Here is a 20,230-nt window from a genome sequence, read left to right on the forward strand (position 1 = left end):
TCCTAATTATTCGCTTTTATTCGTTTACTTTTACCATAGATGGTCGAATAACTCGATCCTTTAAACGATACCCTTTTTGAAGTTCTTGTAACACGATTCCACTTTCTTGTTCCTCATCTTTTTCCGTCATAACTGGTTGATGAGAGTGTGCATCGAAATGTTGCCCTACAGCATCAATTGGTTCAAGTCCAGCATTTTTCGTCACTTCTTGGAGCGTCTGGTACACCATTTCAATCCCTTTTTTAAGGGCTTTTGCATCTTCCGAAGTAGCATCCACTTGAAGGGCGCGTTCAAAATTATCTAAAACTGGTAGTAATTCATGTAATACTTGCTGATTTTTATATTTCTCTGCCGCTTCACGATCTAAATTGACCCGTTTTCGGTAATTATCAAAATCAGCACGTAAACGTAAATGTTTGTTTGTTTCTTCTTCTAATTGCGCTTTCACTAAGTCCAGTTCAGAAACTTCTTCTTGCTCTCCTTGAGAACTTTCTGACGTTTCATCTTCTACTTGCATGGAATCTTCGTCCAAACTTTGTGCTGTTGTTACTTCACGTAACTCTTCTTCCGAGCTTGTAGTACACTCATGATTGACATCTTTATGCTCATTCGTCAAAAGAAGTTCCTCCTTTATCCATTTAACCCTTTAAAGAGTTTGGTTAGTTCTCTTGATAAATCTCCCGACATAAAATCGAGTATCGAAACAGCACGTTTGTAGTCCATTCGAGTAGGACCAATAATGGCAATGGTGCCTTGTTGCTCTTCTCCAATGGAATACTTAGCTGATACGACACTTATGTCTTCCATTCCCTGTAAATTATTCTCTGTACCTATTCGGATTTGCATCCCTTTTTCCGTATCAGAAAACATTGATGTTATTTGAGGTAATTGATCCATAAACGTAAACAGTCCGGTTGCTTTTTGTAGGTCATGAAATTCCGGATATTGTAGTAAATTCGTTTTTCCACCGTAGTAAACTTTTTCCTCATTAGGACTAACAAGAGTTGTCGATAAAGATTGGTACAATTCAGCATATCTTCCAATATGCTTTTTCATTAATGAAAGTGCTTCTCGTTCTAAAACGTGTTGGAGTTCATGTAAGTGAACACCAGTAAGCTGCTCATTTAAAATATTGACCATTTTCTCCAGATCACTCGCATCAATACCTTGCGGAATTTCTACTAAACGATTTTCCACGTGCCCTGTATCTAAAATGATAATGGCTACTGCAGATTGCCCGGACAATGGAACAATCGAAAATTTCTTTACCCGATATTTTTTCATATCTGGACCTAACAAGATGGTCGTGTAGCTTGTCAGTTCTGATAAAATCAACGCTGTACGTTGGATAATATGTTCCGCTTCCAATAATCTTTCTTCAAAAATCGATTGAATTTGTTGAATATCTGATTTTGGAACACTTGTTGGAGACAAAAAATGATCCACATAATAGCGATATCCCTTTTGTGACGGAATACGACCAGAAGAAGTATGCGTTTTCTCTAAAAACCCTAATTCTTCTAAATCGGCCATTTCATTCCGAATAGTCGCTGGACTAAACGGAACTTCTTCTTTCTTCGAAAGTTGTCTTGATCCAACAGGTTGAGCAGATTGAATAAAGTCATCCACGGTAACTTGTAAAATGAGCAACTGTCTATTCGTTAACATCATCATCACCTCTGTTAGCACTCGTTTGTTTAGAGTGCTAATACTCATACATAAATTATCAAATCAACTACACACTGTCAACCAAAACACTTCCATTTAGGAAAGTAAAAATCGACTAAAAATTTCATTCGCTATAAACCGTGCTTTCGGAGGAATTTGTATGTAATCTCCATCTCGAACGAGCAAGCCTTTGTTTGTTAAATCGTTTACCGTCTCTCCAAAGACATCTTCAAGAGAAACAGTATATTTCTCCGAAAATTCTCGGAGTGATACACCTTTTGTCATTCTCAGTCCAAGAAATAGCTGTTCTTCCATAGACTCTTCTTTTGTGACAAGATGTGTCGAATGAATGGCGTTGTTAGTAGACTGTACTGCTTGAATATATTTTTTGATTGGACCAATATTCGAATAACGGTTTCCATTTAAATAGCCGTGTGCCCCCGCTCCAATTCCGGCATACGATTCATTGCTCCAGTATATAGAATTATGAATGGAGTGAAAATTTTCCTTTCCGAAATTACTTATTTCATATTGGTAGCGTTCATTTTCTTCCATAAAACGCATTAATTCGGCGTACATAGTAGCTTCTAAATCTTGACCTGGTAAAGGCAATTTTCCTTTTCGAAATAAATTATAGAAAACCGTTTTAGGTTCAACTAATAAGGAATATGCGGAATAATGTGGCAAGTCTAATGAAAGTGCAATCTCCATTGTTTCTCTCCATTCTTCGAGAGTTTGATCTGGAAGTCCGTACATCAGATCGATACTAATATTGGATAGCCCAATGGACTTCGCATATGAAATCGCTTGAAAAACTTGCTCATTATGATGAACTCGTCCAAGTTTTTGGAGTAAATGTGGTTGAAAGCTTTGTACCCCCATACTTAATCTGTTCACGCCATACTTCGCTAATATATCTAATTTAGAGGCTGTGAGTTCATCAGGATTTGCCTCCGATGTCCATTCAAGCGACGCAGCGTTTGGAACTAACTTAATAATTCCAGCTAATAACGTGCCCAACTGTTGATCGGTTAAAGAGGTAGGAGTTCCCCCACCAAGAAAAACAGATTCAAGGTTTTGTGGTTCCTTGTTTTCACGTAAGGTATGTTCTATTTCAATTAAGACACTTTTTAAATAGTCATCTACTGGTTGTTTGTCAAAAAAGACTTTATTGAAATCACAATAGTGACAAATTTGATGGCAAAATGGAATGTGTATGTAAATTCCTTTCACGAACTCATTCCTCCTTTACTGCTATATATTCAAAACAATCTTTCATACGGAAAAAAGAGAGCACAATGTGCCCCCTTCTTTCGCTTCGCTATCATCTTAGCATATTTTTCTACAATAGATTGAATCTAACTCTATTCCTCGTCCATTTTCAAAACAGCCATGAACGCTTCTTGTGTTAAGTGTTTATTTTATCGTATTTTACGATAACACAAAGTAACTTAATTTAATAGAAACAATTGAAATATAAGACGATCTAGTCATTGTTAATATTTTAGTGTATCTTAAAGGATTTTAACGTAACTATAATTACGATAGCAAATTGGTGGAATTTAATCGAAAATAATCAAACAAAAATGCCCCTAATTATAGGGGCATTCTCATTCCAACGACATAATCTCCATTAAATTTGTCGCGTAAATATCGTGCTTCCCGAAAGGATCTTCGTAAGTTAGTTTCTGACTATTTGCTCCAACAATAACTCCTCGATGAAGTACAAACACTCCGTCTTTCCATTCTCTTATTCTTACCTCTTTTTGTGTTTGCAAAGCGATCTCCAATTCTTCCTGCAGCATTTGCAAATCGAATTCATCCAGCAAAGGTTTGTCGACCTTACCAATATCCTCTTGCCATTCACGCATCGCCTTTACGTGCTCCGGGAGGAATAATGAAGTCCATTTAATATTGCCCCGGTCTTTAATATCGCCTTGTAGTGTTTGCGCACGGTTAATCTTTCTCATATCACTACACTTTCCCTTTTCACTACAGGAGCGATTGCGAGAACATTATCGATAAGGAATGTACGCTTAGCGTTCTTAGTCATGCAGAATGCTTGGAACGACGTGGAGTTCATCTTTATAACTTTCACGCGACGTTTTGACACTTGACCACGTCTATCCATATAGATCATCTCGACAATCTGATTCAGCTGCATGCACTTCCGGATTTGTTCTCGCATTATGTTCGCTCCTTTTTCTATTATTATATGCGAACGTACGTTCTTTATGCAACAAAAAGAAAAGCACCTGGTGAGGGTGCTAAAAATTCTATATTATTTATTGAACTTTATTGTAATTTCCTTGCGGATTCTTTCAGCTAAAATCTTACCTAAATTTTCTTCCTCTTTCTTTTGCTCAAAATAGCCAACTTTGTTAATTGGTAAATCGAAATAACCTTTTTTCTTAACATCATAAGTTGTTGTAATATTCATCAACTTTCACCCTTTCCAATGTTTTGAAAATATTGATAGTTTAATTCAGGTTTGAAATAATGTTTTCTTTTTATCCAAATAAAGCCGTCACCTTTTGTAATAACTGCGACGTCAATTGGTCCCCCAACTGTTTCGGCATCAATAGTAACTTTCCTTTTAAATGAAGTTAAATTTACCAGTGCCTCTGCCATAGCAGCCAACTCTTCTTTTGGAAGTATATCTACTATATTTACAATCGGTCTAACGAACTGGCTATTTTTCATCTCTTCAAGGTTTGATACAAAAGATTCCATAACATCCTCACCGAACTCTGATAGTCGAGAGAATTGTTCTTCATTAATTTCAGGAATAATAGATTCTTTTATGGCATTCGGATAAATTTCAATAAGGGTACTATATAAACCATTATATATCATATCTTCCATATTAGGTGCAATACCATGCATAAACATTTGTACCATTTCGCTTTGGGCAAAAGCCCTAACCGCAGCAGAGGAAGTACCTTCTTTATCTTCAGTACTTATTACAGTATGACCTTTTTGAATTAATTTAAATTTCCCGCAGAACATTCCTTCAGTCTCAAATTCAAACATAGAGGGGAAAACTTCTTTTTCTCCGTAACCAGCAATTACAATTCCTGACACAAGTTCAGAAAACACATTTTTTGAGAATAATAATGTTGCCAATTCGTGAAATTTCTTTAAAGTTTCTTCAGACAGTGGAATAAAAATTGTTCTGGAAAGAACTTGATTGATAGTAGTTGAGTGAACCTTTATAAAATCTTGGATGAATGAATCATTAAAATTTCCCAAAGTATCTATTTCGGATAAAACACTAATTAATTCTTCTACTTTTTCACTAATGACTTCTTCAACATTTGATTCTGAAGGTGTGATTTTCTTTTCTGTATAAAGATTGTGTATAGTATCATTTACATTATTCAAAAGCTCAATCAGGTAAGAACTAAATACTCGTTCAACCTGAGCATATTCTGAGTATTGAGAAAGAAGAACATCATTTGAGATCATATAGCTGAAAAATTTTGTACAATATTCTTCTAAGGAATCAAATTTTTCCATTTTCAGACTCTTTCTGAATTCCTTAATGATTATCTCCCAAGGCACACCCATAAAATTAGCTGAACCATAGATCATTATACCGACGGGATGTTGTTTGGATAATGAAAATAATTTGTTGGCAGAATTATAAACCTTTTGTGAAAAGTTGGATCCAATTGTAACTGCACTATCGGCCGCCAAAGCTACACCTGTTCTGTTTAAAATCCCTATTTCTGCTGTCATATAATCCCTCCTAATTTCTGATTATTATGACACTAACTATTAATAAATTGGGATATTCGACAAAACTAGACAAAATAAAAAAGCCCCACTCAATGAGCAGGGCTATAAGTTATTTAGTTTCATCAATTAAATACGTCGTCCATCCAAAAGCCTCTTCAATTTTCATTCTCGCTTCTTCCACAGATTCTTTTGTACTGAAAGTTCCTGTGTAAATTCGATAGCTTGGATTATATTCCAACGATTCTGCAGCCTCATACAAAACCCACCCGAATTTATCTTTTAGTTTTTCCAACGCTTCTGCAAATGACTTCGCACTTCCAAATGTTCCGGTCTTAATTCTGTAAACACCTGGAGTAACCGTTTTAGGTTTTGCTAATAGCTCAGCTATTATTCCAAGAGTAACAGGACCAGCTTTACCATCCGCAACTAGATCATGTTCCTTTTGAAATTGTTTAACTGCTGCAGATGTATTTGAACCATTTATGCCATCCACTTCTAATGATGCTCCCAGCTTGTTCAACTTCTCTTGTAGTTCCACAACTTCTGGAATGGCCATATAGAGTTCAGGATCCACTGCATTTGGTTGTCCAGTAGCCCATTTCCCATCGTGTATTTCAAAATGAAGGTGTTGTGCAGTAGATGAACCCGTTGAACCCATGTATGCAATGACTTCACCTTGCTTCACCTTTTGGCCCACCTTAACTTGAATAGATCCATCACGCAAATGAGCGTAATTCGTTTCAAATGTTTTGCCGTGAATGTTGTGTCGCAACAGAACTATGTTTCCGTATGTTCCGAGTGGTCCAACACGAATAACAGTTCCATCAGCTGCAGCATGAATTGGTACATTGCCCTTTTGTGCAATATCGACTCCTTGATGCCAAGACCTTACTTTGCGAATTGGATGATTGCGCCATCCAAATGGGGATGTAATTCTCCCCTCACATGGTTTAATGAAGTTGGCCATCTTACTCCAACTCCTTCACTTGAGAAAGTTGTGCGGCTTTTCGTGCTTTACGTGTCACGTTGTTATTCTTCCACCATGCCCAAATTCCTGTTACTACTGTCAAAGTCGACGTTAAGGCATACTCCACTGATTCATCTTCAAAGGGTAATGGAGAGTACCCCTGGTTGACAAGTAATTGATTTAGCATAGCTACTGCAAATAGAGTGGTGCGGATGATCATACCTTTATCGAATGGTGCACTAGTTTTTTCCGTCATGTGAATGACCTCCTATTAGTTAATGACTTGCGACAAAATAAATAGCCCTAACGGTGTGATTATCGAGAAGATAATACCGATGGACCATTTCATGGATGTTTTAAATTCGTTCAGTTGTTTATCAAGATTCTCCGCACAATTGAGTGCTTTTTTGGCAATGTCGTCTGTTAGATCGATTTTCTCGCCTAGTGACCCAACGTCTTTTTTGAGCTCAAGTGCAGAATCTATCTTGCCTTCTACCCTTGCGAAATTCACATTAAGTGCGTTCACGCTCTTTGTCATTTCGTGTATGGCAGTGCTTTGTGTTGTTTCTTGAACGGTCATCGGATCACTTCCTCATTAGAAAAAGCACTTACTCGATGGAGTAGGTGCTTTGGATTTAAAGTGTAAATAAGTAAAACATTAATACATATAAAAATATTATCCCAAAAATTGAGACAATCGTTTCTATTCTCCTTTTACCGTCAAAAGAAAAAAGCGATTTAAACTTAAAATATGGAATAGTAATTAGGTACAGAGTGTTTCCCACTAATCCGGAAGTCTTTTTGCCAGTTCTTGTTTCAGAAAACACACTTATTGTTGCCAATAAAGTAAATCCAATTACAGATAATACAATAAAACTAAATATATCTTCTAAGAACCCCCACCCTGCCATTACCATACCACCTTTTCTATTCAATATTTAAATCTTCTAAAATTCTATCTATTCTTTTCTTACGTTCTTTATCGGTTAAAGTTTCATCTTTCTGAATCTCAATTACCGCTTTATTAGCGTCTTTCATTTTTTTCTCTTTTGATTCCGCTTTTCGTTTAGCAAGGATATACTCGTAAAACTCTTTTGCGACATCCTTTTCTTTCGCTATTTCGAATTGTGCAGTTTGTTTACTTCCCAATGCTTTCCGTTCCCCAAAAGGTTTATCATAGTAATCTTGTGTCTCTGGTAAAGAGCTTTTTCCTAAAATGGAAGCACGGAGTGCATTCTCTGTATTCTGCTCGACTGGATATTTTAAATTACCACCTGCATTATAAACCCCTTCATCCAGCAAGGTTGTCACACCATCATATATTTTAAACCCTTGCCCACCACCGGCAGGGGCAATTAAATATTTAGCTGGTTTCATCAATTCGTTTACTACGGTTGTTTTTCCTTGAGAATAATCATCTATGTTGATACTAGGTAGTGCTGCATTGATTGGGTATCGTCCCCCGTTAGTAAATCCAGAGACGAAAGGTAATTGGTTTGCAACATCCTTAGCTGTTCTTCCAAATGCTTCCTCTGGAGACATATCCTCATTCGAATAATTCTCTGAGGCTTCCAAGTACACTCCTATTGGATCAAAAGCTGGCCGTCTTCCCAAGACTTTTTCATATACTTCATTTATTAACATACCATAAACAACGGCTTGTGCCATTTGTGACATTAATTGAGTTTTATTTTTTGCATTCCGAGGAATATCCTTAAATAAAAATGACAGTTGATTGTTTACTTCAACTTGGAACTGCATTAAAGGTCCAAGTGTTTTAGATGCAAACATAATAGGTTGTTGTCCTTTCGAGCGATCTGTAATAACTCTTCCTGCCCATGCATCTGCCTCTTTCATTGCTTCTTCCTCAGGTAATCCTTTGTCTAATAAATCGTAATATTTACCGCGAACTATGGTTTGAGAAGTGAATTTATCTACCATTTCCATCATCCACATTGAATTATTCTCTACCTTATTCCATAGGTTTGATACTAGTGGTTTTGAACCCAATCTCCGAGTTAAAAATCCTGATTTCTCCGCAAAACCATCATTACGAGCAATGTTAGTAAGCGTATCGAACATTCCTTTAGTAAATGCTTTTTTAGATGTAGTTGCTGCAGCATGAGTCAAAGGAATAAATGCAGTTGTGGCAGAACCAACATTATATCCAAGCATATTCAATCCAGTACGCTGCTTTACTGTTTCTAATAGATTGTATACCTTGCGTCCGAATCGTTCTTCTACAATTCGATCTACTGAAGCTTTTTTTCCAGCCATAAGATTTCCTTGCTCTTTGAGATTTGAAACTAAATTCGACAGATGTGTTTCGCCTTCGTGTTTACTTCGAAGAGCACGTTCAAGTGCTCGTAGCTTTTTAATGTTTTCCGTGTGATAGATAAGCTGAGATATCCCTTCAAGGTATCTATCGAATCCTTCAACTGCACCAAAAGTTGTTTCATCAGTTTTTCTTTGCATCGCTGCAGAGAACCATTTTTTGTTTGGCTTAAAGTTTTCCGTAAGACCGTTAATATCTGTAGGCAGATTATTATTTTCAACGTCAAAACCAAACTTTTTTAACACGCTGTAGAATTCATCGATTCCTTTGTAATGCGGAAAGTAGTCTTTTCGCATTTCGATTGGCTTTTCGCCTGCTTTAACCAGGAGTGCATTCGCTCTTCCAATTAACTCATCGTAATTTTGACGATACCAATTTGATACTTCGACAACTTTTTGCCAGTTAGGAGTTTCTTCTTTCAGTTGATCTAAACTAATTTTCTTTTCTCCGTACATTTGCACTAATTTATCATCTTTACTTTTCGGCTTAATCCCATGCGCTCTTACTGCATCTCGTTGTGCATTCACAAATTTAATTCGTTCGGTCTCTTTCTGTCTCACTGGTTCAACATACAATGCTTTTAATTTTGCAGCATCTTCTGCGCTTGCGATATCCTCGAAGTTTCGCTCTAAAGTCTCTCTTCCATATGAAACAGCCGGCTTGTCTTTCCATAACTCAGAATTACGAACTGCATCTTCTGCAAGTTCTTTATAAAGCCCAGTATCATTTTCATACTTCTCAACCTGCGTTTCTAACTGTTCAGTAGGTTTACCCTTAGCATCTTTCTTCTTTGTCATGCTTTGTATAGGAGTTATACCTGATGTATTCTTTACGTCTTTTCCATTATACGCATCCATCAGTTCTGCATGACTTGGACGGTTAGGATTAATGGAGAAAGGAATATCTGCTTTCGGTTCGGTTTTTTTCACCGGATCCACAAATATCTTTTTAGCTGCAGGACTTAACTCAGGCTTTTTTACCTTCGATGCGAGCTTGGACAATCCTAATGTCGCGAGTGGATCTAATACGGCTCCTGCACCTGTTTCGATTCCAAACTGCGCAAGGTTCTGTTTCCAGTTCGTATCGTTGGGATTGAGTGCTTCACGCCCACCAATTTCAATGGCTGACATAATGGCACCAACTGCAGCACCTTCTTTGCTTGTTTCTTTCGCAAGTTTCTTGGCAGTTTCTTTTGTAAGTGGTTTAGATAAGATATCTTTGGCAGTATTTGCACCTAACTTCGTACCTTTAAGACCTCTTGCGATAGCTGCACCAGGAACAAGATAACCAGTTAAATCCGCTAACATGTCCACTCCGCCACCTTCTCCAAGCTTACGCTTAGTTAGGTAGTCAGGAAGTTCCCCGTTTCGCATTCGCTTGTCCAAGTTGCCCATGATGCCCATCGATGCTGAGTTGGTAGCACGTCCTGCGAAACGATCAACCGAATCAAATTGCTTGGACTTTTCTTTATCAAACTCCATTGCGCTTTTCATCATGGCATCTCCAAATCCAACATCATCAAATGGATTGGCTGCTTTCACTGCTCGCTTACCAGCATTCACTAAGTCCAAAAAGAAATTACCATCATCTTTCTTCGCATGTTTATTCTTATCGACACGAAGGAACCCTAAAATACTATCTAGCTTGTCTTTATCCGGCTCGTTTGAGTTGCTCTCTTTTTTGTTCTTCACTAATTCATCGATGACAGAAGTATCTTCTTTTTTCTTTTTCGCTTCTTTTGCTGCCTTTTCACGCGCACTTTTTTGTTCCTTCATTTCTGCTTCAAATGCTCGAACTCGTTCGTTGTATGCTGCCTTTTCAAGTTCAGCACGCGCTTTCGTATAACCGATGTCTCGAGCAGTTGCTAAGCCTGAATCATAGGAACCCTTACCAAAACGCTTTTCAAACGTATCTTGGTATTTACTTCGATTAAAGTTCGTTGCCATTTCCTATCATCCTCTCAACATGCTAAGTGCATCGTTTTTCTCTCGTTGGAATCTTGCCACCACGCTTTGTCGAATATTCGCTGAGGAACTAGGGAAATATGCCAATCCATTGTTTCTTCCTCGCTCATTGTAAATAGCTTTAATCATCGCTTGTGGAGTCATACCAACTCTGGCCACTTTATTCAAGATGTTCTTCGCTCCACCAACACCATGCTGAACTGCAGTGGACCATACTGCATCTTGAACGGCTTTCGGGTATTTCAAAATCCATGGATTAGCTTTTACCACTGGATCAAAATGAGTGGCTTTGATGTAGCTATGTTGTGCATTTGCGAACTTGCTTGGATTTCTAACTGCTTCTTGTTTCCAAGCATTATCGAATGAGCTTGTGCCTGCTTTCAATCCTTTTAGTGCGCCACCATATTTATTCGCAAAAGCTTGTGCATTTCCTGATGCAGTTGTCAGCTGATAACTCCCGTAAGAAGCTCCACCAATATCCCCTGCATTCCGTGCAACTGTACCAGGATTACCTGAAGATTCATATTTTTGGGACAGAGCACCTAACCCTGTCCCACTAGGAAAATTTCCACCGTTCATGTAGCCCTCCATTTCTGTTTGGGCTATAGATTTATCTACTTCACCTTGGTACTCAAGTGCATACATTTTCCATGCCATTTCTTCTCCAAATTGAGAAGCATTCTGTGCCATTTGTGCCTTTTCAGATGCGGACATATTTTTGTACGTATACTCACGCCATGCTTTTTCCTGCGCATAACGTTGGTTGTCCTGCTGAAACTCTTGATTCCATCGTTTATCCCCAACAGTATCACGAGACTTCTGATAGTCCCATTGCTGTTGCCAGCGATTATCTGAGACATTGTCACGTCCAGTTTGATAATTCCACTCATTCTGTCTCCAACCATCATTCACAGAATCTCTCTCACGTTGGTAATTCATTTGGTCTTGATAACGTTGAGATTCTAACAATGCTTTTGATTTATCGGCTTCCAAGGCAGCAATTAATGATTCTACTTCACGTGGATCATTCAAGTCAGAGATACGACGATCATAATCATTTCGTTGTTGTTGTTCTTGCATGTTCAGCTGATTTAATGCCCCTTGTCGCGCAGAACCTAACGCCACTTGCGAAGTAACGTTCTCACCAGATGCTGTTAAACCGTTAGCTGCCATCAGTTCACGAAGTTTGGAGACATTCTGAGCGTTGACAACATCTGCTTGGTTACGCTTATCTGCATAAGCAGGTGCGAGTTCTGCTTTTTGTTGATTGATCTGTCCAATTGCACGATCACGTTGAGCATTAAACTGAGCTAACTGCGCTTGTTTTTGTTGTTCAAACATGGCGTTAATTTGGTCAATGTAGTTGGTTGCTTGAGTAGGCTCTTTAGGTTTCACATTTGCGTATGCATTGTAGATTGCGTTCTTTTCGCCTGTTGGTTTATCTAATTGAATACCGGATTGAGCTTTACGGATGATTTCATTCATTTGATAATCGTTAATTCCACCGCTGGTTGGTTTGACCTTTGGCGAGGACTTGTACATATCGTAAATGGCTTGTTTTTCTTTCGTTGGCGCTGACATTGCAATACCTGCTTGAGACTTCTTGTAAATCTCGTTTAGTGTACTTTGATTGATTGCGGCCATTATTTCACCTCATTCTAGACATAAAAAATACACCACATTTGGTGTTAGTATAGTTACGCAATAATATTTCTAACGTTCATCTAATTTGTCTAAAATTAGATTTAACATTTCCATTATATCCTTATTTGTGGGATTCGCTTTCACTTTCAGAGAATCTTTCTTCTTCTCACGGTCACTCTTTCCGACATGAAACCCCTTTGCTTTCTTCTCAATTTTTTTAAGTTTGGGCACGGATAACTACCTCCCCAATTCTTACATTTGGAGCATGGCAAGTTATGAGAATATCGTCAACTACATCGGACGTGACTTCAATAGATACTTGCCCATCAATTAGAGAGAGTGTTTGTTCTGCTCCATCAATCGAAAAGGTAACAGAATCATTGCTCCCTACTTGGTATTGCCCCTCATAGTTATATAGCCTCGCGGTCACGGTAGCAACATCCGTTCCATTTGATAGAATGGTTTCCTTGTCCGTCGATAAACGAATGTGTGTTGCTTGATCATAATATGAAGTAATCGAAACTGTTTGTGTATCGGTCACTATTTCCTCGGACTTATAAACGGAGTCCCCTTGGACAATAAAATTACTTGTCATGCTTATTCCTCCCTAATCTAACTCATAAGAAATCATGGTTGTTCCTGCTTTGTTGCTCATAAATGAACCTTTAAGTAATTCGAATGAAGTATTGAATGGAATATCAAGTGCCTTTAATTCGCTAGTGGGTTTGTTTGAGTAAGTATTGTGCCACGGGAAATAAGTGTCGTTGATTTGTGTGACTCCATCTATCTTTAGTGTAAATTTCCCTTGGGTAGACACTTGAATCATATTTAGTTTACCTTTACCCGTTACTATGATTAGACTTGTATTCAATACGCTGTTTGTTGCTATATGGTTAATCTTTGCGACGGTCAATGGTTATCCTCCTTATAAAACATGATACATAACCCACGTGTATATATTTAGTTGGTTGTTATACGTTGCGTTGGTCATCTTGGCGGATATTGACAATGTCGAAAACTCCACATCTTCGAACACATAAACTTCTGTCATATTTCCGTTATTTAGTGCCGAGCCATCAGTATTATAAGCAAAGGGATATTGTAGAGTTGTCGGACGAACAACAACCCCATCAATGGTTATGGTCATACTCATCTGACTGTAGACATATTCAGGAGAAGAACCTCCCGCATAATATGTTCCTAATACAGAAATTGACTTCAATACTAAATTAGTCCCGCTAATCGTCAGTAACGTTTTGTCTGTATTATCAAGTGATAAATTAGTGGGATTAAGTAATGACGGTGTTCCCGTTCTATTTGCAGTTGGTAATCCACTAACCCCTTCAACTAACTCACTAGCTGTCGGCACTTCTCCCACTTGCGTGACTGTCCCACCCTTACCAACAATAGCGTCACGCACGGATAAAACCTTATTGTCAGTATCGGACTTTAAAGTGTCTAACTCTAGACCGACTTCTTGTAAAGCACCTTCAGTGTTTTCGGATGTGTAGTAATTGCCCTCATCTGATAAGGAAACGTCACTCGCTGTAGATGCTATGCTAAAGGCTAATTTCTCAAGGGTAATGGAATTGTCTGGAATTTGCCCGAGAACAATCCCTTGTATTTGCCCGAGTAAGTATGCTTTATTGGAATCATCAAGTGCTTTTAGACTTTCCAATAATTCTTGTACAGTCGTTCCAGCTATATCTGCAATCGCTGTTACCGAGATGTTATCTGCTCCACTGTCTCCCTCAGCTGTCGATTTGAGGGCATCAATTAATTGGTTCAAATACACTCGGACCTCATCTGGTGCAGCATCAAACTGTGCCTTCACTTCTGCTGCAGTCATCGTCGCATTTGGTTTGTCCGCAAGATCCTGCACCTTTTTAGTAAATGCATTTAACTTTTGTAATGGCATATCATCACCTCTTTACTTAACTGGGGATTGATAACGATATTTAATACCTATCGATAACAATCCAAGTCCTTCGTCTAATTTGTCATTTTTCATCAACAACTGAAAATGTGTGATCTTCTTCGCTTTTATTTTTGCCATTGCTTCCTGTGGAAATTGCGACAAAATGAATGACCAGTTATTGAAATCGATATTTCGAAAATCGAGTAAATCCATTCGAGAACTTTTCACTAGATCACTTTCTTTTTTGTTCGAAATGTAATATAAATCCACGCTAGTCCTCGTCATTGGCTTCATTCCGAAATACACTTTCTCCACCAGTTTACGAAGTTCATCAGCTGAAAAAACGAATTGCTTGGAACGCCAATACGCATTGATTGGCTCACCATTATCGTTAAACGGTGTAGCTTCACTTTCTTTGAAAAAGCGATACATCATTCCCTCTTCAGAAGAAGCGAAATAAAACTCGTCCTCAATTTCGATAAAAGCGCTTGCTTTGATGTTGTCGTAGATGAACCATTCACCAATCGAATAATCGAAAATATATACTTTGCTGTTAACCGCTAGCCAATACTTACGATCGTGATCAAAGGAGATTGCTGACTCTAGATTTGGTTCTCTTAACAACGCATTATCTATGTTCTCGCTGACATGCTGCACATTTCGTTCATCACGAACGGTTGATGCAGTCAGAATGTATACGCCAGTTTTATCAAGAGATATGGGATTGTTTTCGATTGTCTGAATGGACTTCGACGCAATTGTCCCTACTTGATCATTAATTGGCTTTAACGGAAATGATGGTTCCCCATTTTGCAATTCAAATCGCATCACCCATTTGGAACGTTCTTTTTCAATCACAAGATAATCATATTGTTTGGTGAAACCTTGCACCTTTTCTGCATCAGTCCCGATTTTATAAAATCCGTTTTCCGGAAAGTACGTTGGATCCTGCAATCCACTCCGCCACACTTGAGAAGGATAAATAGGATTTCCGCTCACGAATACCCTTGTATCATTGGAGCCACCAAAGATAACGTTGAAACGACATTTCTTAATGCGATCCGCAAAGCTCGGTTGTGTTTTATAGGCGGTAATCTCCACATTATTTGTGCCAGTACTTGGGGCAGTAACAAAGGTCACTTTGCCTGTAATTGCATCAAATGTGTAATCGGTTGTAATTGTTTTGAGAACATTATCTACTTTTACGATGGCTGGTGTCGCATCCAAATCCTTTAACGAAAGATAGAAGTCTTTTGCGGTACCATCACCTGAGAATGTTTCTTTAAAACCTGCTCCAAGTAAATTTAAATCCTCGTACAACGCCCCTCCGCCATTTTCACCTGGCAATTTACTGATTAGAAGTGTCGGAATATAGGGCACAATTTCTTCAACGGAAGTCCCGTCAAAGACTAAATAATTAGTTCCGTCTTGGATATAACACTTTCCTCCATATTCAAAGAATGAGACTGAGTTATCTGCAATTCCTGTATACAATTCAACCGGTTGTTCGTTGTCTTGTTGCTTATACAGTTTTGTTCCGTGCGCAAGAAGCAAGATTTCACCGTTCTCATGATGAAATAAGTGAATACCATTAATTGCACCTAGACCAAGTGAAACGTCAAACTTCTTTTCATACCCAGTGCGTTTATTTAATGCACCACGCTCATCCACATGCATGTTTAACATATCGGATGCTTGGCTTTGGTCTATTTGCGTTGGAGTAACACTCAAGTTAATACCTTTAAACGGTTCCACACGAAGTAAGGGCGGTGGAGCTGGTATATTCGTGACTAATTGCGCCATCAGCCTTCAACTCCTAGCACACTATAAACATCGACAATCGGTTCTGGAGTACTAACAGATGAATATTTCTTCTTTAATTCGTCGTATCGAGCGTTAAAGAAAGAAGAGATAGTTAAGTCATCATTAATTAACAAATGTGCTGCAAGTCCATACGGAAGGACGAGGTATGCTTGTCTGTCATTCACTTGTAAAGGTTCAGTCAAGTCATTGATCGGAATAAATACTGCCGTGATTGGCAGTAATTCGAGTTGTAGGATATTCAATGTTTGAATAGCTTTTGTTTTGTAATAGGCAGGTGTTTCTGTCGCGATAACACCTGTTTCTAACACTTCATCCATTAAGGTAAGCGCACGATCAAATACCGCTTGTGCTGTGACAGGCATTTGGCCACCTACTTTCTACTTGTTTTACAAATGAAAAAAGGGCAGGTTCCCCCGCCCTTTAGTTGTTATTCCGTTTCGCCTTCGTTTGTACCAGGTGCTTCAACTTTCTCACCATATAATTTATCGCGATCAGCTTTTGTAGCTGGTTCAAATCCTGCTTTTTCAAATGCTGCAACTTGAATTGGATCACGAGCTACCAAGATATCTTTACCATCTTTAATTTTGAATTTAATTTCCATAGTCTAAAACCCCTTTATTATATTGTTTTGTGAACGTATAGAGCGTTCTTTTTATTTTCAAGCACAAAAGCATCATAACGGTTACGACCTTCAACTAGTTTTCCGTTTACACCTGGAGGGTTGTCATGAATCTTGTAATCTTCTAGTTTTTGAGCTCCTACAGTAGCTACAGGGTGACAGATTAAGAAAGGTGTGTTAGCCGGCATGTAAGAAGACGGGACTTTAATTACTTTCATTCCATCTAATTCACCCACCTGACCGTTAATAAGCATCTTCTGTGCAATCTCAGTAGATTTAATAAAATCTGGTGATAGTTTAATCAGCTTGTAGAAGCTAGTAGTCACATACAATAATCGACCACCTTGAGGAACTTTCTTATCATCTAGTTTCTCAGTTCCATCAAGTACCGAACTATATGCATTAGATGATGTTACAGCAGCTGTAGTTGTATGTCCGTTAGCAACTGCAGCCGCAGACATTGTAGCTAAACGGTACACATCAATTTCAGGAACGATTACTTCATCCACTTGTCGAGCTAATGCTTTTCCTGCCGCCATTGTACCGTTTGTATCTTGCTCATTCGCTTTATCGATTGTGAATGTGAATGAACGGTCACGAGTTAACAGCATTGTTTGGACTGTGTTATCCAGTTCCGCTGCTGATCCATAACGAGAAGTACCTGTTTTCACATAATCGTTCATTCCAACAGTAGGTACAGAGTACACTTTAATTGTGTCTACACCATTCCAATCATACTCATGGTTTACCGCTGCTTCTGTTAGAGACTTTAATTTGAATCGTTCGTCGACTTTTTTCTCATACTTGCTTGCTAAGTTTACTACCATGTTTGTTCACTCCTAATAATGTTTTTAGATTGAATTGAATCCTTTGAGGAAGTCATCCTCTGAAGCTGGTTCGTCTGTTCCGAGATTCGTAAGACTACCAACTGTGGCACGTTTTGCATTTTGGTCATTCTGTTTGTACGTTTTGAGTTGGTTCTGCAAATTCTGCATGTGTTGTTCCATGTACGCATAACGAAGTGGAACACCTTGCTCATGACGTTGCCAAACTTCTGGTGGGATTTGGTCCGTCTTCGGGTCAAAGTCTCGCTCGTTCGCTTCTTTGAAGAATTGGAAGAACTCCGTGAACTCCTCGTTACGTTTTTGTTCCTCTTGCTGACGTTGCTTTTCCTGTTGTTGCTCTTCTCGGAATTTTTTACTTTCCAAGATTTCGCGAGCATATTCTTCTGGAATGTTTTGTTGAATCAGTTCATCTAGCTTTGCTTGCTCACGAGATTGTTTTGCATAATCTAGGAACTGTTGAGTGTCCATTCCAGCTTCTTTCGCCATTTCTTCAATAAAGGAAAGTCGTGGATCTGTTTCAAGTTGTTGCAATCGTTCCTGCAGTTTGTCGTAATTCATTCCTTTTTGAATGAGTGGCACGGCATCTTCATAACCGATTTCTTGTTCTTCGTGGTTGAATTTCACTTTAAACGATGGAGGTAACTGTTCTTCTACTTGCTCATTTGAAAGAGGTTCTTCCTCCTCATTTAAAACATCATCAACTGGTGTGGTATCCTCTGCTGATTCCAATTCATCCTCGAAACTTAAAAAATCGTCTGTCTCTTCAAAGCTGGGTGACTCGAGAGACTCTTCTACTGGTAAATCAACTACTTCTTCTCCAGCAAAATGCTGTAGATTAACACGTAATAAAAACGGTTCGCTATGGTTGGCGATTGTTGGCATAAACATATAAATAAATCCTCCTTCGCTATGGTGAGCGAAATATTGTGAGACTTTTACTGTCATTCTCCAGGACAATATAAAAACACCTACATTGGCATCCCTTGCCCTTGTGGTGTTTGCAGTTGACTTAATATTTGGTTTTGAACTTCTGGTGGTGCATTTTGAAATGCCTGCTGTTCTTCTGGTGATAATTGTTGAATTAAACTAGCAGGATCCATTGGTTGGCTTTGTTGTGCTTGCATTGCTTCTTGTTGTTGCATACGTTCTTGAATTTTACTGATTAATTCTTGTTTTTGAGGAATATACTCATCAGGAACTCGATCTAAATAGTCGATGATGTCTAAGTATTTTCCCTCAAGCAATCGGTCTAGAGTTTGTAATGCTGCAATCTCTGACCAATAAGAAGATTCCCCAACATCTGCTCGAATGTTAAACCACATATCTTTCAACTGGTTAAAATCGAATTCGACTAATTGTTTCATCCCTTCTATATCCATCACTACTGGTCGTTGGCCATAATAAGTACCCATCATGTCAAATAGGATTTGTCCGATATCCTCAATCCACTCATACAAATTCGCACGTGGGTTTTCGAGTGGTACCGATGAAGATTTCTGAACCGCAATAATTGCTGAAGTATTCTTTGGATCTACGTTACCAAGTGCAGCATCAGATGCACCTAGCATTTCTTTTGTGTACTCCATCGCCAGCTCAATCGCTTGGATAATCTGATTCGACATATTGCCTGGATTTAAATATCCTGCGACGTTATTAATGCTGTTTTCACCGCCTAATCCCGATACGGGTATGGCCATCCCAATTTCATTGGACCACGAGCTCATTAAATCTGCGTTGTACACTGCTTTAGGGAAAGCCGTCATCATAAGGTGATACATCACCATCGCAAACATACGATTGATGAAGATTTGATTTGGCAACATGCCTGTACAAAGTGCTCGACCATGATATTGATTCTTTTGTTTCTCCCAGTTCATCCAAGCGACTGGATATCCCTGCAAACCTGTATCAATGTCTTTGTAAATATAAGACGATTCGATACTCTTACTAACGTGTATGGTGCCTTTTTCTTTGTTTAATCGATAAATGATTATATACAGAGCCTTACCTGTTTCATCACCCTCAATATCGAGCTCTTCAACTTCAATCTTACCTGCATCCGCAGATTGTTCTAAGTATAAGTGATCGCTCTGAATATTATCGATATCCGATTGGTTCGCTTTGAATCGTTTTGCTTCATCCTTTAAGTTTGCGACCATATCACGACCTGAAATGATAATGTATGGCTGTCCTTCTACTTTAGGATTGTTTGCATTGCCAAAATAGACATTCGCACCATCGACTAATTCGAAGCTAATTTCTCCTTTGATATCTTTAAAAGCTTTTCCGTAAGGTTTCTTCGACATATCGAAATATAAATGCGCACAAGCATCACCAGTAATAGCTGCATCAAATAGAGCATCCTTCACTTTAAAATCCATTTTGAACTTCTCAAATAACGTTTGTATCTGAGCATTCGCTATTTCTGCAGGACTAGGTTGACCATCTACGAGATCCGTATCGGTTAGTGGCTCTAGATGCAGTTTACTTTTTGAAGATGTGAGTGAAGCAATAAAGAACGTAATCACTCGTTTGATGATATTAAAAACAGGTTGAGGCAATTTCTCTACTTTCAGATTGCGCCACTGATTCCCGTTAAAGAATTCTAAATTGGCAGTCACCGTATCGTAGTAGTTCGGTTCTAAACGATTGTTATAACGCTTGCCAGCTTCGTATAATTCCCAATCTTTCGTTTGTTCCAAGCG

22 protein-coding genes are annotated in these 20,230 nt (G+C 38.6%); all 22 read right to left on the minus strand.

Going from position 1 to position 20,230, the window contains the following annotated elements; all coding sequences use genetic code 11:
- Positions 1 to 16: 16 nt before the first annotated feature.
- The 22 genes from grpE to D3873_RS07000 all read right to left on the minus strand — a co-directional run bounded on the left by grpE (position 17) and on the right by D3873_RS07000 (position 20,227).
- Positions 17 to 616, minus strand: a complete 600-nt coding sequence (gene grpE / locus D3873_RS06905; protein WP_119883366.1) for a nucleotide exchange factor GrpE — start codon at positions 614 to 616, stop codon at positions 17 to 19.
- 14 nt (positions 617 to 630) lie between these two features.
- A complete protein-coding gene (hrcA, locus tag D3873_RS06910; protein ID WP_119883367.1) occupies positions 631 to 1,668 on the minus strand; it encodes a heat-inducible transcriptional repressor HrcA in 1,038 nt (345 codons plus the stop codon).
- A gap of 96 nt (positions 1,669 to 1,764) precedes the next feature.
- Positions 1,765 to 2,901: a radical SAM family heme chaperone HemW gene (gene hemW / locus D3873_RS06915; RefSeq protein WP_119883368.1), complete on the minus strand. Its 1,137-nt coding sequence runs from the start codon at positions 2,899 to 2,901 to the stop codon at positions 1,765 to 1,767.
- Positions 2,902 to 3,278: 377 nt separating this feature from the next.
- On the minus strand, positions 3,279 to 3,638 hold the full coding sequence (locus tag D3873_RS06920; protein WP_119883369.1) for a YolD-like family protein: 360 nt from the start codon (positions 3,636 to 3,638) through the stop codon (positions 3,279 to 3,281).
- Between the two features lie 311 nt (positions 3,639 to 3,949).
- Positions 3,950 to 4,108 carry a hypothetical protein gene (locus D3873_RS13350; RefSeq protein WP_162920157.1) on the minus strand — a complete coding sequence of 53 codons (159 nt, stop codon included), beginning with the start codon at positions 4,106 to 4,108 and terminating at the stop codon, positions 3,950 to 3,952.
- Complete coding sequence (locus D3873_RS06930) at positions 4,108 to 5,409, minus strand: hypothetical protein (RefSeq protein ID WP_119883371.1); 1,302 nt, start codon at positions 5,407 to 5,409, stop codon at positions 4,108 to 4,110. The genes D3873_RS13350 and D3873_RS06930 overlap by 1 nt, the downstream gene beginning before the upstream one ends.
- A gap of 109 nt (positions 5,410 to 5,518) precedes the next feature.
- Positions 5,519 to 6,376, minus strand: coding sequence for a peptidoglycan DD-metalloendopeptidase family protein (locus tag D3873_RS06935; protein WP_119883372.1), 858 nt, complete (start codon positions 6,374 to 6,376; stop codon positions 5,519 to 5,521).
- 1 nt (position 6,377) lies between these two features.
- Complete coding sequence (locus tag D3873_RS06940; protein ID WP_119883373.1) at positions 6,378 to 6,632, minus strand: phage holin; 255 nt, start codon at positions 6,630 to 6,632, stop codon at positions 6,378 to 6,380.
- 15 nt (positions 6,633 to 6,647) lie between these two features.
- A complete protein-coding gene (locus tag D3873_RS06945) occupies positions 6,648 to 6,956 on the minus strand; it encodes a hypothetical protein (RefSeq protein ID WP_119883374.1) in 309 nt (102 codons plus the stop codon).
- A 55-nt stretch (positions 6,957 to 7,011) separates the two neighbouring features.
- Positions 7,012 to 7,287 (minus strand): hypothetical protein, encoded by a 276-nt coding sequence (locus D3873_RS06950; RefSeq protein ID WP_119883375.1) that lies wholly within the window; start codon positions 7,285 to 7,287, stop codon positions 7,012 to 7,014.
- 16 nt (positions 7,288 to 7,303) lie between these two features.
- Positions 7,304 to 10,657: a hypothetical protein gene (locus D3873_RS06955; protein ID WP_119883376.1), complete on the minus strand. Its 3,354-nt coding sequence runs from the start codon at positions 10,655 to 10,657 to the stop codon at positions 7,304 to 7,306.
- A 6-nt stretch (positions 10,658 to 10,663) separates the two neighbouring features.
- Complete coding sequence (locus D3873_RS06960) at positions 10,664 to 12,319, minus strand: VgrG-related protein (protein ID WP_119883377.1); 1,656 nt, start codon at positions 12,317 to 12,319, stop codon at positions 10,664 to 10,666.
- A 69-nt stretch (positions 12,320 to 12,388) separates the two neighbouring features.
- Positions 12,389 to 12,550 carry a hypothetical protein gene (locus D3873_RS13355; RefSeq protein ID WP_162920158.1) on the minus strand — a complete coding sequence of 54 codons (162 nt, stop codon included), beginning with the start codon at positions 12,548 to 12,550 and terminating at the stop codon, positions 12,389 to 12,391.
- A complete protein-coding gene (locus D3873_RS06965; RefSeq protein WP_119883378.1) occupies positions 12,537 to 12,914 on the minus strand; it encodes a hypothetical protein in 378 nt (125 codons plus the stop codon). The genes D3873_RS13355 and D3873_RS06965 overlap by 14 nt, the downstream gene beginning before the upstream one ends.
- A 12-nt stretch (positions 12,915 to 12,926) precedes the next feature.
- Entirely contained in the window at positions 12,927 to 13,232 is a 306-nt protein-coding gene (locus D3873_RS06970; protein ID WP_119883379.1) for a hypothetical protein, read from the minus strand.
- A 12-nt stretch (positions 13,233 to 13,244) separates the two neighbouring features.
- Positions 13,245 to 14,237: a hypothetical protein gene (locus D3873_RS06975; RefSeq protein ID WP_119883380.1), complete on the minus strand. Its 993-nt coding sequence runs from the start codon at positions 14,235 to 14,237 to the stop codon at positions 13,245 to 13,247.
- 12 nt (positions 14,238 to 14,249) lie between these two features.
- The gene (locus D3873_RS06980; RefSeq protein ID WP_119883381.1) at positions 14,250 to 16,040 is read right to left on the minus strand and encodes a phage tail fiber domain-containing protein; all 1,791 of its coding nucleotides are present in this window, start codon (positions 16,038 to 16,040) and stop codon (positions 14,250 to 14,252) included.
- Complete coding sequence (locus D3873_RS06985) at positions 16,040 to 16,423, minus strand: hypothetical protein (protein WP_119883382.1); 384 nt, start codon at positions 16,421 to 16,423, stop codon at positions 16,040 to 16,042. Before D3873_RS06985 ends, D3873_RS06980 begins: the two co-directional genes overlap by 1 nt.
- A gap of 65 nt (positions 16,424 to 16,488) precedes the next feature.
- Positions 16,489 to 16,662: a hypothetical protein gene (locus D3873_RS13360; protein WP_162920088.1), complete on the minus strand. Its 174-nt coding sequence runs from the start codon at positions 16,660 to 16,662 to the stop codon at positions 16,489 to 16,491.
- Positions 16,663 to 16,679: 17 nt separating this feature from the next.
- The gene (locus D3873_RS06990) at positions 16,680 to 17,507 is read right to left on the minus strand and encodes a phage major capsid protein (RefSeq protein WP_119883383.1); all 828 of its coding nucleotides are present in this window, start codon (positions 17,505 to 17,507) and stop codon (positions 16,680 to 16,682) included.
- 24 nt (positions 17,508 to 17,531) lie between these two features.
- A complete protein-coding gene (locus D3873_RS06995; protein WP_119883384.1) occupies positions 17,532 to 18,413 on the minus strand; it encodes a hypothetical protein in 882 nt (293 codons plus the stop codon).
- An 80-nt stretch (positions 18,414 to 18,493) separates the two neighbouring features.
- Positions 18,494 to 20,227, minus strand: a complete 1,734-nt coding sequence (locus D3873_RS07000; protein WP_119883385.1) for a portal protein — start codon at positions 20,225 to 20,227, stop codon at positions 18,494 to 18,496.
- Between the last annotated feature and the right edge of the window lie 3 nt (positions 20,228 to 20,230).

The sequence above is a fragment of the Paenisporosarcina cavernae genome, from assembly GCF_003595195.1.
GTDB classification, from domain to species: Bacteria; Bacillota; Bacilli; order Bacillales_A; family Planococcaceae; genus Paenisporosarcina; species Paenisporosarcina cavernae.

Excerpts from the sequence above, each read along its gene's own strand:
- D3873_RS06980 (WP_119883381.1), bottom strand. The coding sequence starts at position 16,040 with ATGGCGCAATTAGTCACGAATATACCAGCTCCACCGCCCTTACTTCGT.
- D3873_RS06995 (WP_119883384.1), bottom strand. The coding sequence starts at position 18,413 with ATGTTTATGCCAACAATCGCCAACCATAGCGAACCGTTTTTATTACGT.
- D3873_RS06960 (WP_119883377.1), bottom strand. The coding sequence starts at position 12,319 with ATGGCCGCAATCAATCAAAGTACACTAAACGAGATTTACAAGAAGTCT.
- D3873_RS06930 (WP_119883371.1), bottom strand. The coding sequence starts at position 5,409 with ATGACAGCAGAAATAGGGATTTTAAACAGAACAGGTGTAGCTTTGGCG.
- D3873_RS06940 (WP_119883373.1), bottom strand. The coding sequence starts at position 6,632 with ATGACGGAAAAAACTAGTGCACCATTCGATAAAGGTATGATCATCCGC.
- D3873_RS06920 (WP_119883369.1), bottom strand. The coding sequence starts at position 3,638 with ATGAGAAAGATTAACCGTGCGCAAACACTACAAGGCGATATTAAAGAC.
- D3873_RS13360 (WP_162920088.1), bottom strand. The coding sequence starts at position 16,662 with ATGGAAATTAAATTCAAAATTAAAGATGGTAAAGATATCTTGGTAGCT.
- D3873_RS06965 (WP_119883378.1), bottom strand. The coding sequence starts at position 12,914 with ATGACAAGTAATTTTATTGTCCAAGGGGACTCCGTTTATAAGTCCGAG.
- D3873_RS06990 (WP_119883383.1), bottom strand. The coding sequence starts at position 17,507 with ATGGTAGTAAACTTAGCAAGCAAGTATGAGAAAAAAGTCGACGAACGA.
- D3873_RS06945 (WP_119883374.1), bottom strand. The coding sequence starts at position 6,956 with ATGACCGTTCAAGAAACAACACAAAGCACTGCCATACACGAAATGACA.
- D3873_RS06975 (WP_119883380.1), bottom strand. The coding sequence starts at position 14,237 with ATGCCATTACAAAAGTTAAATGCATTTACTAAAAAGGTGCAGGATCTT.
- D3873_RS06935 (WP_119883372.1), bottom strand. The coding sequence starts at position 6,376 with ATGGCCAACTTCATTAAACCATGTGAGGGGAGAATTACATCCCCATTT.
- D3873_RS06985 (WP_119883382.1), bottom strand. The coding sequence starts at position 16,423 with ATGCCTGTCACAGCACAAGCGGTATTTGATCGTGCGCTTACCTTAATG.
- hrcA (WP_119883367.1), bottom strand. The coding sequence starts at position 1,668 with ATGTTAACGAATAGACAGTTGCTCATTTTACAAGTTACCGTGGATGAC.
- D3873_RS13350 (WP_162920157.1), bottom strand. The coding sequence starts at position 4,108 with ATGAATATTACAACAACTTATGATGTTAAGAAAAAAGGTTATTTCGAT.
- D3873_RS06955 (WP_119883376.1), bottom strand. The coding sequence starts at position 10,657 with ATGGCAACGAACTTTAATCGAAGTAAATACCAAGATACGTTTGAAAAG.
- D3873_RS06950 (WP_119883375.1), bottom strand. The coding sequence starts at position 7,287 with ATGGCAGGGTGGGGGTTCTTAGAAGATATATTTAGTTTTATTGTATTA.